Genomic DNA, 21,137 nt, shown 5'->3' with positions numbered 1-21,137 from the left:
GCACCACATCCAGCGACTGCTTTTCCACCCCCGCCAGGCCATCGCCTGCCACTAGCGTCACCGCGCGATCGCCCAGCGCAGCCTGCCAGTTTTCCTGCGCCGACTGCACCGCCATGTACGATTCATCCACCAGTGTGTAGTGCGCCTGGGGGTTGGCCAGCGCGCTGGCGATGGCCAGCACGCCGTTGCCGCAACCCAGGTCGGCGACACGTGCATTGCCCAAGTCGTGTGGCAGGTGTGGGAGGAAGGCCCGCGTGCCGATGTCCAGGCCGTCGCGGCAGAATACGTTGGCATGGTTGAGCAGTTCGAGCGCAGGTGAGTCGAGGCGGTAGCGGGTCGGGTACGGGGAGCTGGCGGCAGGGCGCTGGGCGAAGGTGGCCGTCAGCAGGCGCGCTTTTTTTTGCGCCAGCGAAGCCTGTACCGGGCCGATGTACTTCTCCAGCAGATCACCCGCAGCCCGTGGCAAGTGTTTGATCATGGCCGCAGCGATGACCTGTGCACCGGGCGCCAGGTGGCCTTGCAACCTGATCAGTTGCTCTTCGAGCAGTGCAAGTGTTTTCGGCACGCGCACCAGTACGCGATCGAAGTGCCCCTGCCAATGCTCGCTGGCGGGCACGAAAGGTACGCTGTCGAATGCCTTGCCGTTACGCGCGAGGTTTTTTTCCAGGGCCATGTGGGCCAGGTGCGAGTCACCGCTGCTGACCACCGGCACGTGGTCGACCAGGCTGGCGGCCAGCGCGCCGAAGCTGTCATTGAGTACCAGCACCCTGCTCCCGGCCGCCAGTTGCTGAGCGTGCAACTGCTCGAGCAGGTATTCATCGGCGGCGTCAAAGGCCTGCAACGGGTCGTTGGCCTGGTCCGGCTGGCGGATCAGGTCGAGTTCGGCGTAGGGTGTGATCAACAGGGGCATGGCATCTGGCTCGGGCACGGATCGCCCGTCACAGATCGTCACGGGCTTCGGTACGCGATTCTACAGGGCTTTGCCTCTGGTCGCAGGCCGGGTTATTGATCGATCAGGCCTCGCATCACGGCAATGGCGACGGCGCCTGCCTTGTTGGAAGCATTGGTCTTGGTAATCACGCTGCGGATATGGAAGTTCACTGTGCTTTGCGACAGTGACAGAATGCAGGCGACGTCGGCGGCGGTCTTGCCGGCGGCCGACCATTTCAGCACCTCGAGTTCCCGATCGCTCATCTTCAGCGGCGAACTCAACTTGGCCAGGTGATGCTCACAAATGGTGTCGTGCAGCGTATGGCACAGCCATTGTACTTGGCCGGCCTTGTCGTACAGCTCGTGGGTGTCGATCTTGCCACAGGGCCGTGCGACGCTGACTTGGGTCTCGTTGTGCCTGAGGTCATGCAGCGATTGTGTCCAGCCGTGGCGCAGGCCATGTTTGCAGGCCTGCTCACGAAAATCCGGCGCTTCGCGATACAACTCATCGGTCCACAGTACCGGCCCGGTCGACGTGTGACTCAATGCTGCTGCCGAGTCCTGCTTGTAGAACTCGTCGCGTTGATAACGCTCGATCCAGGCAAGTGGGTAGTTACTGTACAGGTAGAGCCTGGGTGCCTGGGCTGCAAGCTGAATGCGAAGCTTGAGCCCCATGAACTCCATGCCCAGGTCCTGTGCCAGGTGAACCGCGAGGTCGAACACCTTTTGCGGGGTACTTTCGTTGACCAAGCGGTCTAAATGCTCGTGATTCCAGTGAGGCATCAACCCTCTCCCTTGCGTCCAGAGGACCCAATCCGTTTGCATACCGGTGGGATTGTAGGAAAAGACCGAGCGTTTTGTTGGGATTTTTTTGTTAAGAATGTCTCATCATTCCATGAAAGCAGCCAGGCCGTGGCCTGTGACCCTACAATCGAACGGTTTTTATCCTGGCCGCTTTGCGCGACACTGTGCGCACGCTATTCACGGAGCCCGTCATGACCGCCAGTGCCGAAAAGTTTACCCGCCAGACCTTGCTGGACGTCCAGCCACTGACGCCTGGCCTGTTCAGCCTGCGGGTGACTCGCGATCCGGGGTTTCGCTTTCGGGCCGGGCAATTCGCCCGGCTTGGCGTGACCAAGGCCGATGGCAGCGTGGTCTGGCGTGCTTACTCGATGGTCAGTGCGCCGCATGACGAGTATTTAGACTTCTTCTCCATCGTGGTCCCGGGCGGGGAGTTCACCAGCGAGCTCAGCCGCCTTGGCGAGGGTGATTCACTGCTGATAGACCGCCAGGCATTTGGCTACCTGACCCTTGATCGCTTCGTCGGTGGCCGTGACCTGTGGCTGTTGGCGACCGGTACCGGCATTGCGCCGTTCATGTCGATCCTGCAGGACTTCGAGGCCTGGGAGCGTTTCGACAACATCAAACTGGTATATTCGGTACGCGAGGCCAAGGAGCTGGCCTATGTGGATGACATTGCCGGGCTTGAACAGCGTGATTACCTGGCAGAGTTTGCAGGCAAGCTGCAATTCATTCCCGTGGTTACCCGTGAGCAGTATCCGGGTGCGCTGAATGCACGCATCACTACACTGATCGAGAATGGCGAGCTGGAAAAGGCGGCGGGGCTGGAACTGTCGCCTGAGCACTCACGGATCATGCTTTGCGGCAACCCGCAAATGATCGATGAGACCCGCAAGGTGCTCAAGGCGCGTGACCTGCAGTTGAGCTTGAGCAAGCGGCCTGGGCAGGTGGCGGTGGAGAACTACTGGTAGCTGCAAGCTACAAGTGCTGCCCTTGAGCGGCCTTACACTTGCAGCTTGCCACTTTTCAAGGCAGGCGATTCTGGTTCTGCGACTTGAGCAGGTCACGAATCTCGGTCAGCAGCGTTTCCTGAGGGGTCGGGGTCGGCGGGGCGCTTGGCGCAACGGCCTCTTCGCGTTTCAGGCGGTTGATCGCCTTGACACCCATGAAGATGGCGAAGGCCACGATCACGAAGTCGATCACGGTCTGGATGAACTTGCCGTAGGCCAGCACCACGGCCGGTATATCGCCCTCAGCCGCCTTCAAGGTAATGGCCAGGTCACTGAAGTCCACGCCTCCGATCAATATCCCCAGTGGCGGCATGATGATATCGCCGACGAATGAGGAGACTATCTTGCCGAATGCAGCGCCGATAATGATACCGACTGCCATGTCGACGACATTGCCCTTGACCGCGAAGGCCTTGAACTCACTGATCATTCCCATGTTCGATTCCCTTGTGACAAATGGTGATGTTTACGCAGTGTAAGCCACTGCATCGCTTCATGCGTGCCGTTCACGGGTAGTGACTGCGCTTGGAACGAATAGTTTTGTCGCATGCCGACGCGCTCGAGACACGTCTGCGTCGGCTATCATGGCGATTTTTTCCAGGAGACCCTGCCCATGGCCAAGGCCAAGCGCTTGTATGGCTGCACCGAGTGCGGCGCTACCTTTCCCAAATGGGCCGGCCAGTGTGGCGAATGCGGGGCGTGGAACACCCTGGTCGAAACCATGATCGAGAGCGGCGGTGCGGCGGCACCCAGCGGTCGCGCCGGCTGGACCGGGCAACAGGCGCAGATCAAGACCCTGGCCGAAGTCAGCGTCGAGGAGATTCCGCGGTTCACCACCAGCAGCACCGAACTCGATCGTGTGCTGGGCGGCGGCCTGGTCGACGGTTCGGTGGTGTTGATCGGCGGTGACCCGGGCATCGGCAAATCGACCATTCTGCTGCAGACCTTGTGCAATATCGCCGTGGGCATGCCGGCGCTGTATGTCACCGGCGAAGAGTCGCAGCAGCAGGTGGCCATGCGCTCACGCCGCCTGGGGCTGCCCCAGGACCAGCTCAAAGTGATGACCGAGACCTGTATCGAAACGATCATTGCCACCGCGCGCCAGGAAAAGCCCCGGGTCATGGTCATCGATTCGATCCAGACCATCTTCACCGAGCAATTGCAATCAGCGCCCGGCGGTGTCGCCCAGGTGCGCGAAAGTGCGGCATTGCTGGTGCGCTACGCCAAGCAGAGTGGCACGGCGATCTTCCTGGTCGGCCATGTCACCAAGGAAGGCTCGCTGGCAGGCCCGCGGGTGCTGGAGCACATGGTCGACACCGTGTTGTATTTCGAGGGAGAGTCCGATGGCCGCTTGCGCTTGCTGCGCGCGGTGAAGAACCGCTTCGGTGCGGTCAATGAACTGGGGGTCTTCGGTATGACCGACCGTGGGCTCAAAGAGGTTTCCAACCCATCGGCGATCTTCCTCAACCGGGCTCAGGAAGAAGTACCGGGCAGCGTGGTCATGGCCACGTGGGAAGGTACCCGGCCGATGCTGGTAGAGGTACAGGCACTGGTCGATGACAGCCACCTGGCCAACCCGCGGCGTGTCACCCTGGGCCTGGACCAGAACCGGCTGGCCATGTTGCTGGCGGTGCTGCACCGCCATGGTGGTATTCCCACCCATGACCAGGACGTGTTTCTCAATGTCGTCGGCGGGGTGAAGGTCCTTGAAACCGCGTCGGACCTGGCCTTGTTGGCTGCGGTGATGTCCAGCCTGCGCAACCGGCCATTGGCCCACGGGCTGCTGGTATTTGGCGAGATTGGTTTGTCGGGCGAGGTGCGGCCGGTTCCCAGTGGCCAGGAACGCCTCAAAGAAGCGGCAAAACATGGCTTCAAGCGGGCCATCGTGCCCAAGGGCAACGCACCGAAGGAATCACCGGCGGGGTTGCAGGTGATCGCCGTAACCCGGCTGGAACAGGCTCTGGACGCCTTGTTCGAATAAGCCGCTGGTTGTGCAGGCAATCGGCCGGTGCAGGCAAACAAAAAAGGGAGCCGACGATGCGCATCGGCTCCCTCTGGGTCACCGCTCAGTCAGCGGTCAGTGCTCGGCTACCGGCGTTCGCCTGGGCGCCGCATTGCCATGCTCGTCCAGCTCCAGCACCGGCACCTCATTGCCCTCGGCGTCGAACAGCTTGCCTTCCTTGAAGTAATCGCCATCACGCAGTGCAGAGATGTCCGAGTACTGGATGGTGCGCTCGTAGCCTGCCGCGAACACTGACTGCTGGTCCGAATTGCCTGCCGTGAAATGGTTGAAGATCAGGTTCAACACGATGGCCATGATCGCTGCCGAGCTGATGCCGGAGTGGAAGATGGTCTCGAACCAGTTCGGGAAGTGGTGGTAGAAGTTCGGCGCGGCAATCGGGATCATGCCAAAGCCCAGCGAGGCGGCGACGATGATCAGGTTGACGTTGTTCTTGTAGTTGACCTTGGACAGGGTGCGGATACCGCTGGCAGCCACAGTGCCGAACAGCACGATGCCTGCGCCGCCCAGTACTGGGGTTGGCACTGCTGCAATCACCCGGCCCATCACCGGCAGCAGGCCCAGCACTACCAGGATCACACCACCGGTGGCCACCACGTAGCGGCTCTTGACCCCGGTCACGGCCACCAGGCCTACGTTCTGCGCAAAGGCGCTCTGGGTGAAAGAGCCGAATACCGGTGCCAGGATGCTCGAAGCCATGTCGGCGCGCAGGCCATTGCCCAGGCGCTTGGAGTCGACCTTGGTATCGATGATCTCACCCACGGCCAGGATGTCGGCCGAGGTTTCCACCAGGGTCACCATGATCACGATGCACATCGACAGGATCGCCGCGATGTGGAAGGTCGGCATACCGAAGTGGAACGGGGTGGGGAAGGCGAACATCGGGCCTTCGGCCACCTTGCTGAAGTCGGTCATGCCCAGCGCCCAGGCGATCAGGGTGCCGAAGACCATGGCCAGCAGGATCGACAGGCGCGAAATGGTCGCGCTGCCCAGTTTGCTCAGCAGCAGCACGATGGCGAACGTCAGCGCTGCCAGGCCGATGTTGGCCATGCTGCCGAATTCCGGCGAAGCACTGTTGCCGCCCATCACCCAGCGTGCGGCCACCGGCATCAAGGTCAGGCCAATGGTGGTGATGACGATACCGGTGACCAGTGGCGGGAAGAACTTGGTGATGCGCGAGAACACCGGGGTGATCAGAAAGCCGATCAGCGATGCCGCCATCACTGCGCCCAGCACGCCTGGCAAGCCGCCACCGTCCTGGCTGCTGAGAATCGCCCCCATGGTTGCCACGCCTGCGAACGACACGCCCTGCACCAACGGCAACTGGCATCCGAAGAAGGGCAGGCCGAGCGTTTGCAGCAGCGTGGCCAGGCCACCGGCAAACAGCGAGGCCGCGATCAGCATGCCGATCTCGGCACCATTGAGGCCCGCAGCCTGCCCCAGGATCAGGGGTACTGCGACGATCCCTCCATACATGGTCAGCACATGCTGAAGGCCATAGGCCAAGTTGGCTCCAAGGCCGAGGTTTTCGTCCTCGGGGCGCTTGGCGGGAGACGTGCTAGGGGACGTAGTCATTGAGCAGGCTCACTGTTTATTGTTGTGCCGCTACTGTAGACACTTCCTACAAATGATTGCTACAAGAATTGTATACAATATTTTGATTGGAGCGCGAACAAGCAGGCTTGCAGGGTGTGCAAGAACGCAATGCAGATCGCGTACCAACTCATTGAATACGGTGTTAGAGGGGTGTGTACAACGTTGCGATACCCAGGTTGAAAGCTGTCTGGGTAGACAAGAAACACAAGTTGGGAAAGCTATTAGCTAGCTAAGAGATCCCATTATTCGATGAGTTGTCGCAGCTCGCGCATCATTTCGGTGCTGTCGGCCACGTTCAATTCCACAAGACGGTGCAAATGGCTCATCGAATCGATGTCGATGTAGAGGCAGATGAACCCCAGCCGCTTCGCCTCTTCATGGCGTAGTTCCACCTGCATCTGCACATGGGTGTGCGGGTCCAGTTGGATGATCGCATCGAAATCCTGAGTGAGGTCGGCGTTCCACGGCTCAGGGCGCTCGATCAGCAGGCCCTTGAGCGACAGATCCAGGAGTTTGACCGGCCAGCGGCGATCGCCCTGGCGCAGTTCGGTGGGGGCGTCGAAGTCAATGCGCTGGAAGCGCCGGCGATCGTCGGAAGGAGTGGTCATGGCGGGCCCTCGTCAGTAGCACTGACTATAGACCAGCCACGGGCACTCCTGCCGGATGACAGGTGACACGGGGGACATATGGCCGAGTCACCCGGCGCCACCGTTAGCTGGTGACGAAATCGAGGTCGACCACCTGATAGAAGGCCTTGTCGGTCTCGGCTATTTCCCATACGCCCAGCAGTACGTGATAGCCCTGGCGTTCAGGTAGCTCCAAGGTATGCGTGGTGGGTTGTGCCGGCCACATCTGCTCGTCGGTGAAGCCCCAGTAAGGCTGAAGTTCATTGAGGAATGTGGCGAACGGCTGCGGTTCGAACTGGGCACGGGTCAGCGGCTCCCCGGCTTTCCAGTCGGCTTTGGTGATGAAGTAGTTGAAACGGCGATATTTGTGTCGTGCGCTGAAGCTCCAGACAAAATCAAGGGATGCGCCGCTGGCAACGTCATGCTTGTCCCAGTCGACATCCGTTTTGTCCAGGTAGGCCGCGCCGGGCCGTTCGCCGCTGGCAATCTTGCCATCGGCCGGTGGTGCAATATTTTTAACGTCGTCCTTGGCGTATGGGTCGGTCAGGCCACCGGTCGTCTCGGGGAAGAACTTGCCGCTTTCGATCCCGTTGTGAAGATTGCCTTCGATAAGGCCTTTTTCTTCAGCGAACGTGGCGCGGGACTTTGGGCTCGCAATCGAACCATGGGTGGGGGCGATGGGGGCTGAGCGTTGAGGGGTGCCGGCTTTTTCCGTGGTCATGATCGTTTCCTTTCTGCTGGCTTTTCAGATGATCGACGCACGATTTCAGCGTGTGCAGATTCGTCAATCGCGTGTCGTCCAAGGGCAATCGGATTGCCTGATCATTGAAAGCGCGTGCCCCTTTCATGCACAACTGGCAAAAATGACAGGCCCGCCAGGGCGCGTGTTGCTTCCCAGGCATGAGGTTGTACGGGTAGCGGCGTTCTAGAGCCTGTGCTCGCCACCGGCTGTATGCCAATTCGGGATGGTAAACCCTTCAAGCAAGCCCTAGACTCAAGGGGCTGTCTATTCCAACCACTTAGCTGGAAGCATGCCATGAACAACAATAACAGCCTGCTACGCCACATCCCGTGGCTGGCGCTGGCGGTCATAGGGGCTTGTGCGCTGGGTGTGGTCGCCCTGCGTCGAGGCGAGGCGATCAATGCCTTGTGGATCGTGGTCGCGGCAGTGGCCATCTACCTGGTCGCCTACCGTTACTACAGCCTGTTCATCGCCACCAAGGTGATGCAACTCGACCCTCGCCGAGCCACCCCTGCGGTGCTCAACAACGATGGCCTGGACTACGTCCCGACCAACAAACACATTCTTTTCGGTCACCACTTCGCCGCCATCGCTGGCGCCGGCCCCCTGGTCGGTCCCGTGCTTGCTGCGCAAATGGGCTACCTGCCCGGCACGCTCTGGCTGATCGCCGGCGTGGTGCTGGCCGGTGCGGTCCAGGACTTCATGGTCCTGTTCCTGTCTACCCGCCGCAACGGCCGCTCGCTGGGCGACATGGTGCGCGAGGAGATGGGGCGCATCCCTGGAACCATCGCCCTGTTCGGCTGCTTCCTGATCATGATCATCATCCTGGCGGTGCTGGCGCTGATCGTGGTCAAGGCCCTGGCTGAAAGCCCATGGGGCATGTTCACGGTGATGGCGACCATCCCGATCGCGATGTTCATGGGCATCTACATGCGCTACATCCGCCCGGGCCGTATCGGCGAGATCTCGGTCGTCGGCGTGGTACTGCTGCTGGCGTCGATCTGGCTGGGGGGCCAGATTGCCGCGGATCCGGTCTGGGGCCCGGCGTTCACCTTCACCGGCGTGCAGATCACCTGGATGCTGGTGGGTTATGGCTTCGTCGCTGCCGTGCTGCCAGTGTGGCTGGTGCTGGCGCCGCGTGACTACCTGTCGACCTTCCTCAAGATCGGCACCATCGTCGGCCTTGCCATCGGTATCCTGATCATCGCGCCAGAGCTGAAAATGCCTGCGCTGACCCAGTTCACCGACGGTACAGGCCCGGTGTGGAAGGGCACACTGTTCCCGTTCCTGTTCATCACCATCGCCTGTGGTGCGGTGTCCGGCTTCCACGCGCTGATTTCCTCGGGGACCACGCCGAAGCTGCTGGACAACGAAACCAACGCCCGCTACATCGGCTACGGCGGCATGCTGATGGAATCGTTCGTCGCCATCATGGCCATGGTCGCCGCCTCGGTCATCGAGCCAGGCGTTTATTTCGCCATGAACAGCCCGCCCGCAGTGGTCGGTGCCGACGTCGTGTCGGTGGCGCAGACGGTCAGCAGTTGGGGCTTCCTGATCACCCCCGAACAGCTTGAGGCCGTGGCCCGCGACATCGGCGAGCACACCATCCTGGCCCGTGCCGGTGGTGCGCCGACGCTGGCGGTGGGTATTGCGCAGATCCTGCACCAGGTGCTGCCGGGTGAAAACACCATGGCCTTCTGGTACCACTTCGCGATCCTGTTCGAAGCGCTGTTCATCCTGACCGCAGTGGACGCCGGTACCCGTGCCGGCCGCTTCATGCTGCAGGACCTGCTGGGCAGCTTCGTGCCGGCGCTCAAGCGTACCGAGTCGTGGACGGCCAACCTGATCGGCACGGCCGGCTGCGTGGCGCTTTGGGGTTACCTGCTGTATCAGGGCGTGATCGACCCGCTGGGTGGCATCAACACCCTGTGGCCGCTGTTCGGCATCTCCAACCAGATGCTGGCCGGTATCGCCTTGATGCTGGGCACGGTGGTATTGATCAAGATGAAGCGCCAGCGCTACATGTGGGTCACCTTGCTGCCAGCGGTGTGGCTGCTGATTTGCACCACCACTGCCGGGCTGATCAAACTGTTCGACCCGAACCCTGCGGTTGGCTTCCTGGCCCTGGCCGAGAAGTACAGCACTGCGCTGGACGCCGGCCAGGTGCTGGCCCCGGCCAAGGATATCGGGCAGATGCAGCACGTGATCTACAACGCCTACACCAACGCCGGGCTCACCGTGTTGTTCCTGATTGTGGTGTTCAGCGTGTTGTTCTTTGCCGTCAAGGTCGGCTACGCCGCCCTCGGCCGCAAGGAACGCACCGACAAGGAAACCCCGTTCCAGGCACTGCCTGACGCTTGAGAGGAATGCTGCGATGTTCAACGACCTGGGTCGGCTGGGTAAATACCTGGGGCAGGCAGCCCGCCTGATGGTCGGCATGCCCGACTACGACAACTATGTCGAGCACATGCAGACCAAGCACCCGGATAAGCCGGTGATGAGCTACGAGGCGTTCTTCCGGGAACGCCAGGAAGCCCGCTACGGTGGCAAGTCCGGCCCCAAGTGCTGCTGATTCGGCACACTGCGTGAACCTGTGGGAGCCTGTGGGCTCCCACAGTCATTTTCAGCTTCAGGAGATTTCTGCGTGCAGACGCCAATTCCCGTAACCGTGCTCACCGGTTTTCTCGGTGCCGGCAAAACCACGTTGCTCAAGCACATGCTAAAAGCCGAGCACGGCCTGAAAATCGCCGTGATCGAGAACGAGTTCAGTGAGGCAGGCATCGACAGCCAGCTGTTGGGTGACGAGCCGGTGCAGGTCATGACCCTGGCCAACGGCTGTGTATGCTGCAGCATTCATGGCGACCTGACCCGTGCCCTGTTCCTGCTGCTCGAGCGCCTGGACGCCGGGGAGATCGCTTTCGATCGCCTGGTGATCGAATGCACTGGCCTGGCCGACCCCGCGCCGGTGGCGCAGACCTTCTTCGTCGAAGAGCAATTGCGCGACCGCTATATCCTCGATGGCATCATTACCCTGGTCGATGCGGCCCATGCCGAGCTGCATCTGGCCCAAACCATCGCGCAGGCCCAGGTGGGCTTTGCCGACCGCCTGTTGCTGAGCAAGACCGACCTGGTCGAGCCGGCGGCGGTGGACGCCTTGCGCCAGCGCCTGGCGCGTATCAATGGCCGTGCGGCGTTGCGCGTGGTCGAGCATGGCCATATCGACCTGGCCGAACTGCTCGACGTGCGCGGGTTCAACCTCAACCCGGATCTGGGCGCCAACCTCAAGCCAACCCTGCGCCCGGCGATCAAACCCGCCACACCTGATCGTATCTCGACCCTGGTACTGCGTACCGAGGTCCCCCTGGACATCGACCGCCTCAGCGACTTCATGAACGAATTGCTCGAGACTCACGGCAAGCAACTGCTGCGCTATAAAGGTGTGCTCAACATTGCCGGAGAAGACCGTCGCCTGGTGTTCCAGGGCGTGCTCAAGCTCTATGGTTTCGATTGGGACGCCGAGTGGGCCGAAGGCGAAACGCGCGAAAGCGTGATGGTGTTCATTGCCGATGAACTGCCTGAGGCGAAGATTCGGGCGGGTTTCGAAGCGTTGGCTGCGGGCTGAACCGGGCAGGCGTCTGGGCGGCGAACCACAGCGGCCATGAGCTGCGGTGACGCGTTTGTACCTCGATGCAGGGGATCAGCCGTTCGGTGAGCACGGCGGTCTGTTGCACGGCTTTGGCGGTGCGGTATTTGACGCTGTGGATGCACTCGCGGTCGCCGAACTCACAGCGGTTCAGCGCAGTACCGCCACAGGGGCCGTTGGCCAGGCCCTTGGGGCAGGTTTCGGGGCAGATGTACAAGGTGTCTTCCAGGCGGCACCGGCCACAGGTGTCGCAGCCCAGCAGCGGGCGCTTCACGCTGCGCTCCAGCCCGTGCAGCCAGCGGGCGCCGCTGTCGCTGGCCCACAGCGGCTGGCGCACGGCCCAGCCAAAGGCCTTGCTCAGCCAGTTGTTACGGCTGAACAACAGGGCGTGAAACCCATGCAGCAGGTGATAACGCAGTTTCTCCCTGGCGGTTGCGCTGACCCTCGACTGGCCTTGGCGCCAGTCTGCTTGTGGTGGGTGAAAGGTCACCGCCGGCAGGCCTGGCATCTGCCAGCTGCCGGCCCAGGCCGTTGCCCACTGTTCCTGTGAATGGACACGTGCTTGCCAGTCCTCGATGCGCGCCTCCAGGGCGAGCAGTTGCTTGAGTTCGTGAACACCTGAAAGGTGCACCCCGGCATACCCCATCAACTTTACGCCAATGATCTGCAGGGCCAGGCGATCAAGGCTGCGTGCCTGGGCATAGGCTTTGGATACGCCCGCTTCGGCCTCAAGCATGTCGCGCATCGACGGCGATACGGTAACGCCGGCGACATGCTCGAGCATCGCTGCACGGCCATGGCTCAGGCTCATCAGGCAGGCCAGTAGCGGCTTGGGTTCGGCCTGACGCCCCATCCACTGCATGGCCTCCTGATGCTTGCTGGCATCGAAGCCCAATTGCAGGGTGAGGAAATCGGCGCCCGCAGCGAGCTTCTTCTCTGCCTTGAAATACTGCGCACCGCCTTCTTCCTCGCGGTATTTGAATGGGTTGAGTGCAGCCCCCAGCAGCCAGTGGGGGCAGGCCTTGCGAGCAAGTTGCAGTGCGGCGACCGATTCCAGATAGCGCACCGGGCGCTCGCCTGGCTGGTGGCCTGGCAGGCGATCGCCGGTCAGTAGCAGCAATTGGTCGAGGCCGGCGGCGTCCATTCTTTTCAGCTGCGCGAGCAGATCATGGCGTTCACGGTCCTTGCCGGAAAAGTGGGGCAGGGCAGGGACGGGTTTACTGAAGCTGGACAGGGCGTCCAATGGCGAGAGGTCCAGCGGGCTGCCGACACGGTCGCCGATGGCTACGGTCATTGGCCAGCCGCACAAGTGCCCACGGGCCATGATCGCCTCCATCGCAGCGAAGCGTTCGGCCGACGGCTTGGGCACGAACTCCATGACGCAGACGAAGGTTTTTTCGCGCAGCGCTGATTTCAGCAGGCTCATGGCAATGGGGCACCTGGATTGTTCAGTGAGGCATTGTGCGACGCGTCTTGGGCGCAGGCTTGTCTGCGAGCGTACCAGGCTGCTCTGAACAAGACGTGCCCGGCCTATTCATCATGAAAGAATCTTGACTTCATCTCAAATTAAATGAGTTTGTCTCATTGTGTGGCGGGCCGGAAAATCCCCCTCATTATTTTTTTGCATTCTGAGGGACAAGAGATGGCACTGGCACATAACCTGGGTTTTCCGCGTATCGGCCGCGACCGCGAACTGAAAAAAGCCCAGGAGGCCTTCTGGAAAGGTGAGTTGGACGAAGCCGGCCTGCGCAAGGTTGGCCGCGACTTGCGCGCGGCGCACTGGCAAGCCCAGAAGGATGCTGGCATCGAGCTGTTGCCCGTCGGCGATTTCGCCTGGTACGACCAGGTACTGACGCACTCGCTGACCTTCGGCGTCATCCCCGAGCGTTTCCGAGACCATGACGGTGCCAAGCCCACCCTGCAAACCCTGTTCGCCATGGCCCGTGGCGTGGCGACCGAGCGCAGTGCCAACTGCTGCGGCGGTGCCCACGCGCAGGAAATGACCAAGTGGTTCGATACCAACTACCACTACCTGGTACCTGAGTTTACCGTCGATCAGCAATTCGCCCTGAGCTGGGAGCAGTTGTTCGAGGAAGTTGACGAAGCCAAGGCCTTGGGCCATGCCGCCAAACCGGTGGTGATCGGCCCGCTGACCTACCTGTGGCTGGGCAAGGCCAAAGGTGGCGACTTCGACAAGCTGGAGTTGCTCGACCGCTTGCTGCCGGTATACGACGAAATCCTCAATCGCCTGGCTGGTCAGGGTGTGGAGTGGGTGCAGATCGACGAGCCGATCCTGGTACTCGATCTGCCGCAGGAATGGAAAAACGCCTATGAGCGTGTCTACAACATCCTCCAGCGCGCCCCTTTGAAAAAACTGGTGGCCACCTATTTCGGCGGCCTAGAAGAAAACCTCGGCCTTGCCGCCAACCTGCCCGTCGACGGCCTGCATATCGACCTGGTGCGGGCGCCGGAGCAGTACCCGACCATCCTCGACCGCCTGCCGGCCTACAAGATACTGTCGCTGGGCCTGGTCAACGGCCGCAATGTCTGGGCCTGCGACCTGGAAAAAGCCGTTGATGTACTGCGTCACGCTGCCGAGCGTCTGGGTGACCGCCTGTGGGTCGCACCATCCTGTTCGCTGTTGCACAGCCCGGTGGACCTGAGCCGTGAAGACCAGCTCGACACCGAGCTGAAAAGCTGGCTGGCCTTCGCCGTGCAGAAATGCCAGGAAGTCGCCGTGCTGGCCAAGGCCGTCAATCAGCCGGACGCTGCCGAAGTTGCCGCCGCACTGGCGCGTAGCCGTGCCATCCAGGCTGGCCGCGCCAGCTCGCCGCGTATCCACAAGCCTGCCGTACAGGCGCGTGTCGACGCGATAAAGCCTGGCGACAGCCAGCGCCTGTCGGCGTTCGGCCAGCGCATTGCCAAGCAGCGAGCCGGGCTGAACCTGCCTGCCTATCCGACCACCACCATCGGCTCTTTCCCACAGACCCCTGCCATACGCCTGGCACGCCAGGCGTTTAAACAGGGCAAGTTGACCGAAGCCGATTACGTCGAAGCCATGCACAGTGAAATCCGCCATGCCGTACAGATCCAGGAAAACCTGGGCCTGGACGTACTGGTGCACGGCGAGGCCGAGCGCAACGACATGGTGGAATACTTTGCCGAGCAACTCGACGGTTACTTGTTCACCCGTTTTGGCTGGGTACAGAGCTATGGTTCGCGGTGCGTGAAGCCGGCGGTGATCTACGGTGACCTGAGCCGGCCTGAGGCGATGACCGTGGCCTGGACCCGCTATGCACAAGGGCTGACCGGCAAAGTGATGAAGGGCATGCTGACCGGCCCGGTGACCATGCTGATGTGGTCGTTCCCGCGTGAGGATGTCAGCCGCGAAGCCCAGGCCCGTCAACTGGCGCTGGCGATTCGCGATGAAGTGCTCGACCTGGAGGCAGCTGATATCAAGATCGTGCAGATCGACGAGGCCGCCTTCCGCGAAGGCCTGCCGCTGCGCCGCAGTGCCTGGCCGGCTTACCTCGAGTGGGCCACCGAAGCCTTCCGCCTGTGCGCTTCGGGCGTTCGTGACGAAACACAGATCCACACCCACATGTGCTACAGCGAATTCAATGATGTGATCGAGTCGATCGCTGCGATGGACGCCGACGTCATCACCATCGAGACATCGCGTTCGGACATGGAATTGCTGGAGGCGTTCGAGAAGTTCGACTACCCCAACGAGATCGGCCCAGGTGTGTATGACATTCACTCGCCACGGGTACCGACCAGAGAGGAGATGGTCAAGTTGCTGCGCAAGGCGGCTTTGCGTATTCCGGCCGAGCGTCTGTGGGTCAACCCAGATTGCGGATTGAAAACCCGTGCCTGGCCTGAGACCGAGGCGGCGTTGGTGAACATGGTGGCGGCGGCTCGTGAGTTGCGCGCCACAGCCTGAGCATTTGCTGCTTGTACCGCCCTCATCGCCGGCTTGCCGGCGATGAGGGCGGTGCTGTCTGCCTTAAACCAGGATCAACGCTCGATCGCCAAAGCGACACCCTGGCCCCCGCCGATGCACAGCGTGGCCAACCCCTTCTTGGCGTCGCGCTTGATCATTTCGTGCAGCAAGGTCACCAGCACCCGGCACCCCGAAGCACCGATCGGGTGCCCAAGGGCAATTGCCCCGCCGTTGACGTTGACCCGCGCGGCATCCCACTCCAGCGCCTTGCCCACCGCCAGCGCCTGTGCGGCAAAGGCCTCGTTGGCTTCGATCAGGTCAAGCTCGCCCAATTGCCAGCCGGCCTTGTCCAGGCAACGCTGGGTGGCCGACACCGGGCCAATGCCCATGATTGCCGGGTCCACCCCCGCACTGGCGTAGCCGGCAATTTTGGCCAGTACCGGCAGGCCAAGGGCCTTGGCCTTGCCCGCACTCATCAGCAGCACCGCAGCGGCGCCGTCGTTGAGGCTGGAGGCGTTGCCAGCGGTGACGCTGCCGTCTTTCTTGAAGGCCGGGCGCAGCTTGGCCAAGGAATCAGCGGTGGTGTCCGGGCGTGGCTGCTCGTCACGGTCAAAGACCTTGGGGTCACCTTTTTTCTGCGGCATCACAATGGGCGTGATCTCGTCCTTGAAGCGGCCGGTATCGATGGCGGCCACCGCCTTGCGTTGCGATTGGGCAGCGAACGCATCCTGCTGTTCACGGCTGATGCTGTACTTCTCCACCAGGTTTTCGGCCGTAATGCCCATGTGGTAGTCGTTGAAGGCATCCCACAGACCGTCGGTGATCATGCTGTCGACCAACTGCCCGTGGCCCATGCGCTGCCCGGTTCGCGCCGAAGGCATCACATAGGGGGCCAGGCTCATGTTCTCCTGGCCTCCGGCGATCACCACCTCGGCATCACCGCAACGGATGGCCTGGGCCGCCAGGTGCAGGGCCTTGAGGCCAGAACCGCAGACTTTGTTCAGGGTCAGCGCCGGCACACTGTAGGGCAGGCCGGCCTTGATCGCGGCCTGGCGGGCAGGGTTCTGCCCGGCGCCGGCGGTGAGTACTTGGCCGAGGATCACCTCATCGACCTGTGCCGGGTCCAGGCCGGTCTGCTCCAGCAGGCGCTTGATCACGGCAGCGCCCAGGTCTACCGCAGGCACGTTGGCCAGGGCACCCTGGAAGCTGCCGATGGCGGTGCGGGTTGCGGCGACGATGACCACATCGTTCATCTTGTTGTTCTCCGTGTGCAGGTGGGCGCCCAGCGGGCGCAGTGTCAACAGCTTCGGCGGGTTTGGCTCATTTGTTAAGTTTGTTTTTCTTTGCCATTGATGTGAAAAACCAATCAATGGCTCCTGGGCTGGTGTCCGGTCTTTGGTCGTAACCACCGGATCTTGCCAGCGCCAGAGTGTTCATCGGGGGCGCATCGTTTTGCATCCCTTTGATCACCCCGTAATATGTGTCGGATAACCTGTGGGGGTAGTCTCACCCTCTGATCAATCGGAATCGCCCAAGGCGGCGCTTCCCTGCATAAACCTGACGAGGTACAGACATTGGCCATCATTCATCCTAAGGTTCGCGGTTTCATCTGCACCACGACTCACCCCAAGGGCTGCGAGCTGAACGTCCGTGACCAGATCGAAGCCACCCGCAAGCTGGGCGTGCGCGAGGATGGCCCGAAGAAGGTCCTGGTCATTGGTGCATCCAGCGGCTACGGCCTGGCGGCACGCATTACCGCAGCCTTCGGCTTCAAGGCCGATACCCTGGGCGTGTTCTTCGAAAAGCCAGGCACCGAGACCAAGGCTGGCACTGCCGGCTGGTACAACGCTGCTGCCTTCGACAAGTTCGCCAAGGCTGAGGGCCTGTACAGCAAGTCGATCAACGGTGACGCTTTCTCCGATGAAGCCCGTGCCAAGGTCATCGAGCTGATCAAGAACGAAATGGGCGGTCAGGTCGACCTGGTCATCTACTCCCTGGCCTCGCCGGTGCGCAAGCTGCCGCAGACCGGTGAAGTGATCCGTTCCGCGCTCAAGCCGATCGGCCAGCCGTACAAGTCGACCGCCATCGACACCAACAAGGACACCATCATCGAGGCCAGCATCGAGCCGGCCACCGAGCAGGAAATCGCTGACACCGTCACAGTCATGGGCGGCCAGGACTGGGAACTGTGGATCGACGCCCTGAACGCCGCTGGCGTGCTCGCGCCACAGGCTCGCACCGTGGCCTTCAGCTACATCGGTAGCGACATCACCTGGCCGATCTACTGGCACGGCGCCCTGGGCAAGGCCAAGCAGGACCTGGACGAAACCGCCCAGCGTCTGGCCGGCAAGGTCGGTGGCAGCGCCAACGTGGCCGTGCTCAAGTCGGTGGTCACCCAGGCCAGTTCGGCCATTCCGGTGATGCCGCTGTACCTGTCGATGGTCTTCAAGATCATGCAGGAGAAGGGCGTTCACGAAGGTACCCAGGATCAGCTGGACCGCATGTTCCGTGACCGTATGTACCGTGCTGACGGCGCCCCGGCGGAGCTGGACGAAAAGGGCCGCCTGCGCCTGGACGACTGGGAGCTGCGCGACGACGTGCAGGGCGCCTGCAAGGCCCTGTGGCCGCAAGTGACCACCGAGAACCTGTTCGAACTGACCGACTACGCCGGTTACAAGAAGCAGTTCCTCAACCTGTTCGGCTTCGAGCGCGCTGACGTCAACTACGACGAAGATGTGGCGACCGATGTGAAGTTCGACTGCGTCGAGCTTTAAGCCCTCTGGCTGTACCGGCCCCGCGAAAGAGCCGGTACAGCCCTCGCGTTTTTTGCTAGCGTTGGCGCACAACAACAGGAAGCGCGCCATGAGCAGCCTCACCCGACCGGCCACGCCTTTTCGCCAGACCACAGCCGACGGCTACAGCCTTGGTGGTTTCTACTGGCGCCACGCCCTGGCCAATCCCCAGCGCCCGCTGGTGATCATCAATGCCGCCACGTCCGTGCGCTGCCGTTACTACACCCGCTTTGCCGATTACCTGTTCGCCCAAGGCTGCGACGTGTTGACCTACGACTACCGCGGCATCGGCGAATCCCGGCCGCCTTCCTTGCGCGGTTTCCAGGCCTCCTGGAGCGACTGGGGCAGGTTGGATTTCGAAGCCATGCTGGCGTACGCCGCCCAGGCATTTCCCTGCCAGCCGGTGGATGTCGTTGGGCACAGCTTCGGCGGTTGCGCCGTAGGGCTGGCGCCGTCTGCCGAGCGGATCAGGCGGGTGGTAATGGTGGGTGCGCAGTTTGCCTACTGGCGTGACTACGCGGCCGATCAGCGTTGGCGACTGTTCGGTAAATGGCATGTGGCGATGCCGTTGCTGACCCGTGTGTTCGGTTACTTCCCCGGCAAGCGCCTGGGCTGGATGGAAGACACGCCTGCCGGTGTGGTGCAGGACTGGACTACCCGTACTGCGCGCTACGAGCAAAGGCCCAGCGGGCGCCAGTTGCAGTACTTGCCGTTTGCTCAGGTGCGGGCGGCAACGTTGGCCATCAGTCTGGCCGATGACCCGTTTGGCACGGTTGCCGCTACAGAGCGATTGCTAGGTTATCTGGAAGGCGCCGAGCGTCGGCATCTGCGGATCGCACCTGTGGATATCGCGGTCGAGGACATTGGCCACTTCGCGTTTTTCCATGACCGATTCCGCGAGAGCCTGTGGCCGATTGCGCTGGCGTGGTTGCAGCGCGGCGGGTTGCCGGCCGACGGGCCGGGGCAGATCATCAGCTGATGGGGCCTGCCCGGCCCGGCAGTATCAGGCGTTGCGCGAAAGCGGCTGGGAGGTGAATTTCACGCCTGCCAGGCCATGCGCGATCAGCGCACGGATGTTGCCATGGTCAGTGCCCTCGGGCGTGGCCATCACGTCGCGGTAGTGTTCACCGAAGGCCAGCAGCGCCTCCTGGTCGCTCAGGCCTTCCAGCAGGGCCAGGCCCAGCGTCTTGCACGAGCCTTCGTTCTGCCCGGCGGCGTTTTCCACGCCACCGTTGGTGAAGGCCTGTGGTTGGTAGCTGTAGTGGGCGGCGATGAACGCCAGGGTGTCGGCAAAGGCGTGTTCGCCACTGGCCAGGCTGGCGCGCAGGGTGTTCAGATCAGTCACGAGGTTTTCCTTTTTCAAACGCCGCTTGCTGGTCGGCGCTGGCTTCTTTCTGGTACTGGGTTTTCCATTCGGCGTAGGGCATGCCATACACCGCTTCGCGGGCGTCATCCAGGCTGATGTCGACCTGGCGTTCGTCGGCCGCGGCCTTGTACCACTTGGACAGGCAGTTACGGCAGAAGCCGGAGAGGTTCATCAGGTCGATGTTCTGCACATCGGTGCGGTTCTGCAGGTGTGCGACCAGGCGCCGGAAGGCGGCGGCCTCGAGTTCGAGTTGTTCTTGCGCAGTCATGGGCTTCTCTCAGGTCATGCGATTCTTCAGGTGGCGGCCACCGTTGATGACCACCTGGCTGCCGGTGCTGTATTGGCTGTCGAGCAGGTATTTGACCGTCTCGATCAGCGGGCCGGCGCCGGGTTCGAATTCCAGCAGGGCCTTTTTCAGGGTCTGCTGGCGATAGGCTTCGTCGCCCCCTTCCTTGAGGATCAGCAGCCCGGGCAGGATACCGTTGACGTGTACCTTGGGCGCATATTTTTCGGCGAACGACAGCACCATGTTCTGCAGCGCTGCCTTGGTGGCGGCGTAGCCGATATGGCTCTTGCTGCCACGCGAGGAGGTTTCGTCGCAGATATGGATGATATCGGCCTTGTCGACCTTGTTCAGCAAATCACCCAGCGCCAGGTTCAGGTGGTAGGGCGCCTCGACGTGGAGGCGGAACATGGTCTGCAGGTTGTCCAGGCCATCGTCGAGCCACAAAGAGGCATTGTGGATGATCGCGCGCAGCCCATCGTAGTGCTGCTGCAGGTGGTCGATCAGCGCCTGGCGGTCGGCCGCCAGGCAAAGGTCGGCCTGGAACTGCACGATGTTGGGGTGCGCAGGCTGGGGCTGGACACTGCGGCTGGCACTGACCACGGTATGGCCGGCCTCTGCCAGCTCAAGGGCCAAGGCCAGCCCGACGCGCTGGCTGGCTCCGGTAACGAGAATTGGGCTGTTCATGTGCGGGCGGTCAACTTGTCTTTCCTGTCGTTGCCGCCCAGCATACCCGAACTGTTTCCCTCTTGTATGGCCTGGCCTCAGCGGCTGCGCAGTGCGGCGCCTGAGGGCGGCGAGGCATGAAGCCAGCCGGCCAGCAGGCGGGTGGAGAGGGGAATGAACAGGTAGACCATCAGCGGCGTCAGGGCCAGGGTGCTGAGCATCACGCGCGGCACCAGTTCAAATTCGGTCAGCCAGTGGCCGAACAGCACGTTGAACAGCAGCGAGACGGGGAAAAATGCCAGCCAGATCGCGATTGCCTGTTTCCAGCGCGGTGGTTTTTGCACTGTGTTGGTGCCGAACCAGTCATCAATGCCACTGACGCGCCTTTCTTTGGGGCGCTCGAACAGGCCGTTGCCGCGTTGCAGCCAGGCCCGGCGCGACGCGGAATGCTCCCAGGCGTGCAGGGTGGGTTCATCGCTGAAGCGGAAAATGATCTGGAATTCATCGCTGTCGCGGGGCGGTGCGAGGATGCCTGAACCGAGATAGCCGGGGAAGTCGGTGGCCAGTTGCTCGCCTTCGTGCAGCCAGGCCAGCAGGTCCTGGTAGCGGCCATGGGCGGCGCGGCGCGACACCATCAGGGTGACGGGTGGGGTAGACATCGTGTATCTCCTGGCGACGGGGCTGGCGGGTAGCCGGCCCCTTGGCTGCGTTGCCCGGGG

General features: G+C 62.0%; 20 protein-coding genes. 8 read left to right on the top strand and 12 right to left on the bottom strand.

From position 1 onward, the window contains the following. Both BLX42_RS14060 and BLX42_RS14055 read right to left on the bottom strand, forming a co-directional pair. Positions 1-910 (bottom strand): methyltransferase (locus BLX42_RS14060; RefSeq protein ID WP_161872010.1); only part of this gene is annotated, 910 nt, incomplete at its 3' end. A gap of 92 nt (positions 911-1,002) precedes the next feature. Beyond that, the gene (locus BLX42_RS14055) at positions 1,003-1,713 is read right to left on the bottom strand and encodes an autoinducer binding domain-containing protein (protein WP_046784715.1); all 711 of its coding nucleotides are present in this window, start codon (positions 1,711-1,713) and stop codon (positions 1,003-1,005) included. A 212-nt stretch (positions 1,714-1,925) separates the two neighbouring features. Here BLX42_RS14055 and BLX42_RS14050 point away from each other — a divergent pair, with 212 nt between their 5' ends. Then, a complete protein-coding gene (locus BLX42_RS14050) occupies positions 1,926-2,702 on the top strand; it encodes a ferredoxin--NADP reductase (protein ID WP_046784716.1) in 777 nt (258 codons plus the stop codon). A 55-nt stretch (positions 2,703-2,757) separates the two neighbouring features. Here the strand turns inward: BLX42_RS14050 and mscL are convergent, their stop codons facing one another. Further along, entirely contained in the window at positions 2,758-3,177 is a 420-nt protein-coding gene (mscL, locus tag BLX42_RS14045; protein WP_012312722.1) for a large-conductance mechanosensitive channel protein MscL, read from the bottom strand. A gap of 177 nt (positions 3,178-3,354) precedes the next feature. Here mscL and radA point away from each other — a divergent pair, with 177 nt between their 5' ends. Next, the gene (gene radA / locus BLX42_RS14040; protein ID WP_042111159.1) at positions 3,355-4,722 is read left to right on the top strand and encodes a DNA repair protein RadA; all 1,368 of its coding nucleotides are present in this window, start codon (positions 3,355-3,357) and stop codon (positions 4,720-4,722) included. Positions 4,723-4,818: 96 nt separating this feature from the next. On the opposite strand, the gene BLX42_RS14035 is transcribed toward radA, so the two are convergent. The 3 genes from BLX42_RS14035 to BLX42_RS14025 form a co-directional block, all read right to left on the bottom strand. Further along, entirely contained in the window at positions 4,819-6,336 is a 1,518-nt protein-coding gene (locus BLX42_RS14035) for a nucleobase:cation symporter-2 family protein (protein ID WP_046784717.1), read from the bottom strand. Positions 6,337-6,599: 263 nt separating this feature from the next. After that, positions 6,600-6,965, bottom strand: coding sequence for a PilZ domain-containing protein (locus tag BLX42_RS14030; RefSeq protein WP_046784718.1), 366 nt, complete (start codon positions 6,963-6,965; stop codon positions 6,600-6,602). Positions 6,966-7,068: 103 nt separating this feature from the next. Then, a complete protein-coding gene (locus BLX42_RS14025; protein WP_119688273.1) occupies positions 7,069-7,704 on the bottom strand; it encodes a lytic polysaccharide monooxygenase auxiliary activity family 9 protein in 636 nt (211 codons plus the stop codon). Positions 7,705-8,019: 315 nt separating this feature from the next. Between BLX42_RS14025 and BLX42_RS14020 the strand changes: the two genes are divergently transcribed. The 3 genes from BLX42_RS14020 to yjiA all read left to right on the top strand — a co-directional run bounded on the left by BLX42_RS14020 (position 8,020) and on the right by yjiA (position 11,347). Then, the gene (locus BLX42_RS14020; RefSeq protein WP_046784720.1) at positions 8,020-10,086 is read left to right on the top strand and encodes a carbon starvation CstA family protein; all 2,067 of its coding nucleotides are present in this window, start codon (positions 8,020-8,022) and stop codon (positions 10,084-10,086) included. Between the two features lie 13 nt (positions 10,087-10,099). Then, complete coding sequence (locus BLX42_RS14015; RefSeq protein ID WP_008094130.1) at positions 10,100-10,297, top strand: YbdD/YjiX family protein; 198 nt, start codon at positions 10,100-10,102, stop codon at positions 10,295-10,297. A 72-nt stretch (positions 10,298-10,369) separates the two neighbouring features. Further along, the gene (gene yjiA, locus BLX42_RS14010) at positions 10,370-11,347 is read left to right on the top strand and encodes a GTPase (RefSeq protein WP_161872009.1); all 978 of its coding nucleotides are present in this window, start codon (positions 10,370-10,372) and stop codon (positions 11,345-11,347) included. Here the strand turns inward: yjiA and BLX42_RS14005 are convergent. Next, positions 11,283-12,794, bottom strand: coding sequence for a methylenetetrahydrofolate reductase C-terminal domain-containing protein (locus tag BLX42_RS14005; protein WP_161872008.1), 1,512 nt, complete (start codon positions 12,792-12,794; stop codon positions 11,283-11,285). The genes yjiA and BLX42_RS14005 overlap by 65 nt on opposite strands. A 216-nt stretch (positions 12,795-13,010) precedes the next feature. Here BLX42_RS14005 and metE point away from each other — a divergent pair, with 216 nt between their 5' ends. Beyond that, on the top strand, positions 13,011-15,311 hold the full coding sequence (metE, locus tag BLX42_RS14000) for a 5-methyltetrahydropteroyltriglutamate--homocysteine S-methyltransferase (protein WP_161872007.1): 2,301 nt from the start codon (positions 13,011-13,013) through the stop codon (positions 15,309-15,311). Between the two features lie 74 nt (positions 15,312-15,385). Here the strand turns inward: metE and BLX42_RS13995 are convergent, their stop codons facing one another. Further along, positions 15,386-16,564, bottom strand: coding sequence for an acetyl-CoA C-acetyltransferase (locus tag BLX42_RS13995; RefSeq protein ID WP_046784950.1), 1,179 nt, complete (start codon positions 16,562-16,564; stop codon positions 15,386-15,388). Between the two features lie 321 nt (positions 16,565-16,885). On the opposite strand from BLX42_RS13995, the gene fabV reads away from it, so the two are divergent. Both fabV and BLX42_RS13985 read left to right on the top strand, forming a co-directional pair. After that, the gene (gene fabV, locus BLX42_RS13990) at positions 16,886-18,085 is read left to right on the top strand and encodes an enoyl-ACP reductase FabV (protein WP_161872006.1); all 1,200 of its coding nucleotides are present in this window, start codon (positions 16,886-16,888) and stop codon (positions 18,083-18,085) included. Between the two features lie 88 nt (positions 18,086-18,173). After that, complete coding sequence (locus BLX42_RS13985; protein ID WP_119688278.1) at positions 18,174-19,082, top strand: alpha/beta fold hydrolase; 909 nt, start codon at positions 18,174-18,176, stop codon at positions 19,080-19,082. A gap of 24 nt (positions 19,083-19,106) precedes the next feature. Here the strand turns inward: BLX42_RS13985 and BLX42_RS13980 are convergent, their stop codons facing one another. From BLX42_RS13980 to BLX42_RS13965, 4 genes are all read right to left on the bottom strand, one after another. Further along, a complete protein-coding gene (locus tag BLX42_RS13980; RefSeq protein ID WP_161872005.1) occupies positions 19,107-19,448 on the bottom strand; it encodes a HopJ type III effector protein in 342 nt (113 codons plus the stop codon). Continuing rightward, positions 19,441-19,737, bottom strand: a complete 297-nt coding sequence (locus BLX42_RS13975; RefSeq protein WP_012312735.1) for a DUF1244 domain-containing protein — start codon at positions 19,735-19,737, stop codon at positions 19,441-19,443. The genes BLX42_RS13980 and BLX42_RS13975 overlap by 8 nt, the downstream gene beginning before the upstream one ends. Before the next feature lie 9 nt (positions 19,738-19,746). Further along, complete coding sequence (gene folM, locus BLX42_RS13970) at positions 19,747-20,439, bottom strand: dihydromonapterin reductase (protein WP_115273580.1); 693 nt, start codon at positions 20,437-20,439, stop codon at positions 19,747-19,749. 77 nt (positions 20,440-20,516) lie between these two features. Further along, positions 20,517-21,077, bottom strand: a complete 561-nt coding sequence (locus BLX42_RS13965) for an antibiotic biosynthesis monooxygenase (RefSeq protein WP_046784728.1) — start codon at positions 21,075-21,077, stop codon at positions 20,517-20,519. Positions 21,078-21,137 lie beyond the last annotated feature (60 nt).

The organism is Pseudomonas sp. SG-MS2 (assembly GCF_009933855.1).
Lineage (GTDB): Bacteria > Pseudomonadota > Gammaproteobacteria > Pseudomonadales > Pseudomonadaceae > Aquipseudomonas > Aquipseudomonas putida_E.
Note: the sequence above shows the minus strand (reverse complement) of the source record. Positions and strands in the feature narration are given on the sequence as shown.